Genomic DNA, 7,117 nt, shown 5'->3' with positions numbered 1-7,117 from the left:
TCTGCTGAGTTCCAGCCGGGCCCACCACCCCGCCCCTACACTCCGAGCGAACCCTTCGACCAGGCCAGATAGCGAACCGCCACTGGAGTACTAGCAAGATGGATTCTCCACCGCAGGGCACTTTCACATACGAGAACGGCCCCCAGAACTCTGGGGGCCGTTCCGTGACTCACGCAGCCGTTCAGCTCGCGGCGACCGCGCCGCGACCGGCCTTGCCGAGGGCCATCGGCCAGTGCGCCAGAGCCGCGGTGGCCCCGTACCAGGCCAGCAGGCCGGACACGGCGGCGACCCAGCCGCCGGCCTTGGCGAGACCGCCGCTGTCCGCGAACGCGCCTATCGCCAGCAGGAGGAGGGACAGGGTCAGCAGGGCGTAGACGCCCTGGCTGAACAGACCGCTCGCCGCGGCGACCGTGAGGGTCAGTGCGAGCATCGCGAAGAGGACAAGAAACGTTCCGGCTGCTTCGTCCGAGACCGAAGCTCCGGCGCCCTTGGCCCACGTGAACCAGAAGATGCCCAGGCCCGCGAAGGCGGTGCCGTTGAACCCGTTGCCGCCGCGGTACTCGAGGAGTCCGAGGAGGAACAGGGCCGCGCCGCCGACGTACATCGCGAGCGAAACGGAATTGGCGGCGGACACTCCGTCGATGACACCGGTGTGGCCGATACCGAATGCGAGAAGGGTGAGACCCAGGGCGATGTTCCCGAGGGTCGAAGTCGAGGCCGTGCTTCCCGCAGAGACACCATTGTCCACGGCGGGCTCCCTTCGATCTGCAGTTGTTTGCTGCGTCCCAGCAGCACTTATCTACCCTTTACACGGGTGCACAACCGCACAATCGCCTTAACAAGCGGTCACGGAATGACAACGACCGGTCGCTGTGCGCGTTTGGCGAGCCGGCCGGCCACGGATCCGAAGATCCGGCCGACGATTCCGTGGGTGGAACCCACCACGATGGCGTCGGCCGAATACTCACGGCCGACCTCCTCCAGCTCATGGCAGATGTCACCACCGCGCTCGACCAGGATCCACGGCACTTCTGCCAGATAGTCCGCGCAGGCGAGCTCCAGCCCGAGCACCTCGGTGCGGTGGTCCGGCACGTCCACGAAGACGGGCGGCTCGCAGCCGGCCCATACGGTGGTGGGCAGGCGGTTGGCGACATGGACGATGATCAGACCGGATCCGGAGCGACGGGCCATGCCGATCGCGTACGCGAGCGCGCGCTCGCTGGACGTGGATCCGTCGAATCCCACAACGACCCCGTGCCGGAAGGCCGGATCGCAGGGCAGGCGTGTCTGTTCCACCGCGCGCAGATCGGCGGCCGACGCGGGGTCGGCGAGGCGTTTGCGCTTGCGGTCCGCGGGTTCGGAGAATTCGTGACCGGCCATGGGTGTCTCGGCGAAGAGGTCCTTGGAGGAAGCAACAGGGGCGAAATCGGCGACGCTGGGTGACGGAGCTCTGTCCGGGAAGCATCTTCCCAAGCCCATACCCACCAGGGTACGGCGACACTCCTGTCCTGCACAGGGCTTGCCGCCCTTGGAGAGCGTCCCAGGGAGCATGCCGGAGCGAGCGCGCCTTGGCAATGGCCGCTGGCCCCTACAGCCAGTGACGATCGGCCCCCGCGCCACCCGTGCGCGCAGTGACCGAGCCCCGCCGCGCGGCGTTGGGCATGAGTCCGACCGTCCAGGAAGAGCCCGCAGGGAGCACGCCGTGCCCGGCCATCCGGTTCACCCCGTCCAGCCCGCTCAGCCGACGCAGTCCGTCCACTACGCCGACACCGTTCCGCAGTTCGCTCCTTCCCCCCGCACTCCCCTTCACTCGTCCGTGCCATCCGCGAGGCGCCACCAGGACGACCCCGCGGGTGACGTGGTCCGGTGGGCCGCCTTCAGCTGCCTGCTCGTCCCCGTGGTCCTCGTCGTCTACGGAACCTCCTTCGGCGGGGCCGCCGTCGCGACCCTCGGCCTGTTCGCCGTCACGGCCGCGTGCCGGGTGCTGCTGCGCTACTCGGAGCGGGCCGCGGCGCGGGTGCGGGCGGAGGAACGGCTTCCGTCCGGCCGGCGCCGCCGGCACTCCCGCGGCGGGCCCGCGCACCACCGCGGCTGCGGCGGCTCTGACCCGATCTCCCCGCACGACTGACTTGTTCGCACACCCACACCCGCATGTTTTCAGCCAACTTCCCGGCAGGGTGCCCTCCTTGCCGGAATGTCCCCCCAACCCCCCCACCACCAGCGACGACAGAGCTCGGGGGGCGTCACGACCCTACGGGTACTGGCCACAGGCGGACGGGACGCTTCCCATCCGGGTAGCGGAGCGGAACGCTTCCTGATCGAATGCTTTTCGCCAAGTTGAGAAGTCGACATAGCGCTGCGTGCTGAACTTGTCACGCCGACACCACGGGACGCAGTAGATTCGATCATGTATTTACGGCGGGGGATCCACGTGCAAGGCCGAGGGGAAACGTGCAGGTGCGACCAGACCAAGGAGTCGCGACACCCAAGGGGGGCTTAGCGCCATGAGCCAGGATTCCACCGCCGCCGTCATTGCGGACGCCGGCCGGAAGCTCGCGGGGCGTCGCCGCAGGGAGATCGTCGCGGTGCTGCTCTTCAGCGGCGGACCGATCTTCGAGAGCTCCATTCCACTCTCCGTGTTCGGCATTGACCGGCAGGACGCGGGAGTTCCACGCTATCGACTACTCGTGTGCGCCGGAGAGGACGGTCCGCTCAGGACCACCGGCGGACTCGAACTGACCGCGCCATACGGGTTGGAGGCGATCGCCCGGGCAGGGACGGTCGTCGTGCCCGCCTGGCGCTCCATCACCTCTCCACCGCCGCCGGAAGCGCTCGACGCGCTGCGTCTGGCGCACGAGGAGGGGGCCCGGATCGTCGGACTGTGCACCGGAGCCTTCGTGCTCGCGGCCGCCGGTCTGCTGGACGGGCGGCCCGCGACGACGCACTGGATGTACGCGCCGACGCTGGCCAAGCGGTACCCGTCCGTCCACGTCGATCCGCGCGAGCTGTTCGTCGATGACGGCGACGTGCTCACGTCCGCGGGCACCGCGGCCGGAATCGACCTGTGCCTGCACATCGTGCGCACGGACCACGGCAGCGAGGCGGCCGGGGCCCTGGCCCGCAGGCTCGTCGTGCCGCCGCGCCGCACCGGCGGCCAGGAACGCTATCTCGACCGGTCGCTGCCGGAGGAGATCGGCGCCGACCCGCTGGCCGAGGTCGTCGCCTGGGCGCTGGAACACCTCCACGAGCAGTTCGACGTGGAGACCCTGGCGGCCCGTGCGTACATGAGCCGGCGCACCTTCGACCGGCGGTTCCGCTCGCTGACCGGCAGCGCGCCGCTGCAGTGGCTGATCACCCAGCGGGTGCTCCAGGCACAGCGGCTGCTGGAGACCTCCGACTACTCGGTCGACGAGGTCGCCGGGCGCTGCGGGTTCCGCTCGCCGGTCGCCCTGCGCGGGCACTTCCGCCGGCAGCTGGGGTCCTCCCCGGCGGCCTACCGCTCCGCCTACCGGGCACGCCGTCCGCAGGGCGACGTGGCACAGGTCTCCGAGATCTCGGGGGCTCCGGTACCGCACCAGCGCACTCCGCAGCCCCAGCGGGCGGCGGCGGCCCTGGCCGCGTCCGGCCCGTCGGTGACCGAGCTGTACTCCCCCGGCCGAGTGCTGCGGGAACACGCGTAACCCTCACAACGGGTACGACACGGAAGGTCCTCCATCGGTCACCGCCGATGGGGGACCTTCCGCTTATGCGGTCCGCTCCCGGGGCTACCGCATAAGGTGGGACACATGAACGATCGCATGGTGTGGATCGACTGCGAGATGACCGGGCTCTCGTTGACGGACGACGCACTTATCGAGGTGGCCGCGCTGGTCACCGACTCGGAGCTCAACGTGCTCGGCGAAGGCGTGGACATCGTGATCCGCCCGCCGGACGCGGCCCTGGAGACCATGCCCGACGTGGTGCGCGAGATGCACACCGCCTCCGGACTGCTCGACGAGCTGGCCGGCGGGACCACCCTCGCGGATGCCGAGGCCCAGGTCCTGGCATACGTACGGGAACACGTGAAGGAGCCCCGCAAGGCGCCGCTCTGCGGGAACACGGTCGGCACCGACCGCGGCTTCCTGCTGCGCGACATGCCCGCGCTGGAGGGCCACCTGCACTACCGGATCGTGGACGTGTCCTCGATCAAGGAGCTGGCGCGCCGCTGGTACCCGCGGGCGTACTTCAACAGCCCGCCGAAGAACGGCAACCACCGGGCGCTCGCGGACATCAAGGAGTCCATCGCCGAGCTGCGCTACTACCGGGAGGCGGTCTTCGTTCCGCAGCCCGGCCCTGACTCGGACACGGCGCGGAGCATCGCCGCCAAGCACGTCGTGCCCGCCGAGTAGCAGCGCCGGAGACGGGTCGGGGAAAAGGTGGGAGCGAGCACCCTCCCGGACCCTGTACCCTTTTCTTCGGCCGGTCGGTTTTCCGACCGGACATGGTGGGTGTAGCTCAGTTGGTAGAGCACCTGGTTGTGGTCCAGGTGGCCGCGGGTTCAAGTCCCGTCACTCACCCTGTGGGAAGGCCCCGGTCCGTGAAAGCGGACCGGGGCCTTCTGCGTTTCTGGCGTTTCCACGTTTCTATGAGGATTCGCGGACCACCAGGCGGTTCTGCAGGACGACGGTCGCCCCGTCCGGCTCCGCCGCACTGCCCTGCCGGATCCTCTCCAGCAGCACCCGCGCCATGGTCCGGCCCATCTCCTCGATCGGCTGCCGGACGCTGGTCAGCGGCGGGTCCATGTGCCGGGCCACCACCGAGTCGTCGAAGCCGACCAGCGCCACGTCCTGCGGGATCCGCCGGCCGGCCGCGCGCAGCTCCAGTCGGGCGCCCGCCGCCATGACGTCCGAGGCGGCGAAGACGGCGTCGAGCGCGGGCCGGCGCTCCAGCAGCTCGCGCATGGCCCGGCGGCCGCCCTCCTCGGTGAAGTCGCCGACCGCGATCAGCTGCTCGTCGACGGGGTGTCCGGCGGCCCGAAGGGCCTGCCGGTAGCCGTCGAGGCGACACTGGGCCCCGTAGACGTCCTGCGGTCCGGTGATCGTGGCGATCGACCGCCGGCCCCGGCCGAGGAGGTGGCGTACGGCCTCGGCCGCGCCCGCCAGGTTGTCGGAGTCCACGCAGGGCAGCGTCTCCGCGGCGGAGCGGCGGCCGCTGATCACCGTCGGGATGCCGAGCTCGGCCAGCAGTTCCGGCAGCGGGTCACCGGCGTGGACGGAGACGAGGAGCACCCCGTCGACGCGGTGGCCGGACAGGTACTGGGAGAGGCGGCGGCGCTCGCGGTCGCTGCCCGCCAGGGTGAGGACGAGCTGGACGTCGGTCTCGGCGAGGGCGGTGCCGACCCCGCGGACCACGTCGGAGAAGTACGGCTCGGCGAAGAACCGGGCCTCCGGCTCGGGGATCACGAGGGCGATGGCGTCGGTGCGGTTGGCGGCCAGCGCCCGGGCGGCCCGGTTGGGTACGTAGCCCAGCTCGGCGACGGCCGCCTCGACGGCGGCCCTGGTGTGCTCGCTGACCTTGGAGGACCCGTTGATCACCCGGGAGACCGTGCCGCGCCCGACTCCGGCGCGCGCCGCGACCTCTTCCAGGGTCGGCCGTCCCCCGCCGCGCCCTTGACCGTTCATGGCTTCCTCCCGGTTGTGAATCTACCTCTTGACGACGGTGGGAGCGCTCCCACACTGTGGCACACGACACCCGGCACGTTCCCGTCCTTCAGGGAGGACCCAGATGCGAGCCCGAAGAAACCTCGTCACCACGGCCGGTCTGCTCGGCGTCGCGGCCCTCCTGCTCGCGGGGTGCGCGGAGGATCCGGCCGAGTCCCCCGGGAAGGGCGCCCCCTCGGGCGGGAAGGCGCAGATCACGCTCACCGTCGGGGTCTTCGGGGCCTTCGGCCTCCAGGAGGCCGGGCTCTACGACGCGTACACGGCCCAGAATCCCGGGATCCGGATCGAGCAGACCTCCATCGAGCGGAACGAGAACTACTACCCGCAGCTCCTCACCCACCTGGGCACCGGCAGCGGGCTCGCCGACATCCAGGCCGTCGAGGTCAACAACATCGCCGAGATCACCGCGACCCAGGCCGACAAGCTGGTCGACCTCGGCAAGGCGCCCGGGGTGGACAAGGCCGCCTACCTGCCGTGGAAGTGGGCGCAGGGCACGGCGAGCGCGGCGAAGGGCGGGGTCACGGTCGGCCTCGGCACCGACATCGGGCCGCAGGGCATCTGCTACCGCAAGGACCTCTTCGAGGCGGCCGGGCTGCCGACGGACCGGGCGGCGGTCGGGGCGCTGTGGGCGGGCGACTGGAACAAGTACCTGGAAGCGGGCAAGGCGTACAAGGCGAAGGCGGGCGAAGGGAAGGCCTTCGTGGACTCCGCGTCGGGCGTGATGGCGGCGGTGACGGGGAGCAGTGCCCAGCGGTTCTACGACGAGCGGGGCAAGGTCGTCTACAAGACCAACCCGGCGGTGCGCGGGGCCTTCGACCTGGCGGCCGCCTTCGCCACCGAGGGGCTGAGCGCGCGGCTCCAGCAGTTCACCCCGGCCTGGGACCAGGGCTTCGCCAACGGCTCGTTCGCGACGGTCTCCTGCCCGGCCTGGATGCTCGGCTACATCCAGGACAAGGCGGGCCCGGCGGGCAAGGACAAGTGGGACGTGGCCCAGGCGCCGAAGCCGAGCAACTGGGGCGGCTCCTTCCTGGTGGTGCCGAAGGCCGGCAAGCACGCCGAGGAGGCGGCGAAGCTGGCGGCCTGGCTGACGGCGCCGGCGCAGCAGGCGAGGCTCTTCGAGAAGCGGGGCAGTTTCCCGAGCGCGAGCGCCGCGTACGGGCTGCCTTCGGTCTCGGGCGCGAAGCACGACTACTTCGGCGGGGCCCCGATCGGCGAGATCTTCGCGCGGGCGGCGGAGGGGGTGCCCGTGGCGGCGGTCGGCCCGAAGGACCTGGTGATCGCACAGAACCTGGCGGACATCGGGATGCTCCAGGTCGACCAGAAGGGGCGCAGCCCGCAGGAGGGCTGGGAGGCGGCGGTGAAGGCCATCGACAACGCCCTGGACCGGTGAACCGGCCGACGACGGGCCCCGGCCCCGC

General features: G+C 70.7%; 7 protein-coding genes and 1 tRNA gene. 5 read left to right on the top strand and 3 right to left on the bottom strand.

Going from position 1 to position 7,117, the window contains the following annotated elements; translation table 11 throughout:
* Positions 1-181: 181 nt before the first annotated feature.
* A complete protein-coding gene (locus tag ACGFYU_RS25835) occupies positions 182-748 on the bottom strand; it encodes an acetate uptake transporter (protein WP_393829690.1) in 567 nt (188 codons plus the stop codon).
* A gap of 98 nt (positions 749-846) precedes the next feature.
* Positions 847-1,380, bottom strand: a complete 534-nt coding sequence (locus ACGFYU_RS25830) for a universal stress protein (protein ID WP_319722977.1) — start codon at positions 1,378-1,380, stop codon at positions 847-849.
* Between the two features lie 436 nt (positions 1,381-1,816).
* Between ACGFYU_RS25830 and ACGFYU_RS25825 the strand changes: the two genes are divergently transcribed.
* The 4 genes from ACGFYU_RS25825 (at position 1,817) to ACGFYU_RS25810 (ending at position 4,556) form a co-directional block, all read left to right on the top strand.
* Positions 1,817-2,128, top strand: a complete 312-nt coding sequence (locus ACGFYU_RS25825) for a hypothetical protein (protein ID WP_393829689.1) — start codon at positions 1,817-1,819, stop codon at positions 2,126-2,128.
* 376 nt (positions 2,129-2,504) lie between these two features.
* The gene (locus ACGFYU_RS25820) at positions 2,505-3,680 is read left to right on the top strand and encodes a helix-turn-helix domain-containing protein (RefSeq protein WP_393829688.1); all 1,176 of its coding nucleotides are present in this window, start codon (positions 2,505-2,507) and stop codon (positions 3,678-3,680) included.
* A gap of 105 nt (positions 3,681-3,785) precedes the next feature.
* Complete coding sequence (gene orn, locus ACGFYU_RS25815) at positions 3,786-4,388, top strand: oligoribonuclease (RefSeq protein ID WP_393829687.1); 603 nt, start codon at positions 3,786-3,788, stop codon at positions 4,386-4,388.
* Between the two features lie 95 nt (positions 4,389-4,483).
* A tRNA-His gene (locus tag ACGFYU_RS25810) sits at positions 4,484-4,556 on the top strand.
* Positions 4,557-4,622: 66 nt separating this feature from the next.
* Here ACGFYU_RS25810 and ACGFYU_RS25805 read toward each other — a convergent pair.
* Positions 4,623-5,660 carry a LacI family DNA-binding transcriptional regulator gene (locus tag ACGFYU_RS25805; protein ID WP_393829686.1) on the bottom strand — a complete coding sequence of 346 codons (1,038 nt, stop codon included), beginning with the start codon at positions 5,658-5,660 and terminating at the stop codon, positions 4,623-4,625.
* 103 nt (positions 5,661-5,763) lie between these two features.
* Between ACGFYU_RS25805 and ACGFYU_RS25800 the strand changes: the two genes are divergently transcribed.
* Positions 5,764-7,089 carry an extracellular solute-binding protein gene (locus ACGFYU_RS25800; protein WP_393829685.1) on the top strand — a complete coding sequence of 442 codons (1,326 nt, stop codon included), beginning with the start codon at positions 5,764-5,766 and terminating at the stop codon, positions 7,087-7,089.
* Positions 7,090-7,117 lie beyond the last annotated feature (28 nt).

The sequence above is a fragment of the Streptomyces sp. NPDC048337 genome (genome assembly GCF_043201175.1).
Classification (GTDB): domain Bacteria; phylum Actinomycetota; class Actinomycetes; order Streptomycetales; family Streptomycetaceae; genus Streptomyces.
The sequence above is the reverse complement of the archived record's forward strand: the minus strand, read 5'-3'. Positions and strand labels throughout refer to the sequence as shown.

Bases quoted from the DNA above. Each gene is read 5' to 3' on its own strand.
- orn (WP_393829687.1), top strand. From the start codon at position 3,786: ATGAACGATCGCATGGTGTGGATCGACTGCGAGATGACCGGGCTCTCG.
- ACGFYU_RS25800 (WP_393829685.1), top strand. From the start codon at position 5,764: ATGCGAGCCCGAAGAAACCTCGTCACCACGGCCGGTCTGCTCGGCGTC.
- ACGFYU_RS25830 (WP_319722977.1), bottom strand. From the start codon at position 1,380: ATGGCCGGTCACGAATTCTCCGAACCCGCGGACCGCAAGCGCAAACGC.
- ACGFYU_RS25820 (WP_393829688.1), top strand. From the start codon at position 2,505: ATGAGCCAGGATTCCACCGCCGCCGTCATTGCGGACGCCGGCCGGAAG.
- ACGFYU_RS25805 (WP_393829686.1), bottom strand. From the start codon at position 5,660: ATGAACGGTCAAGGGCGCGGCGGGGGACGGCCGACCCTGGAAGAGGTC.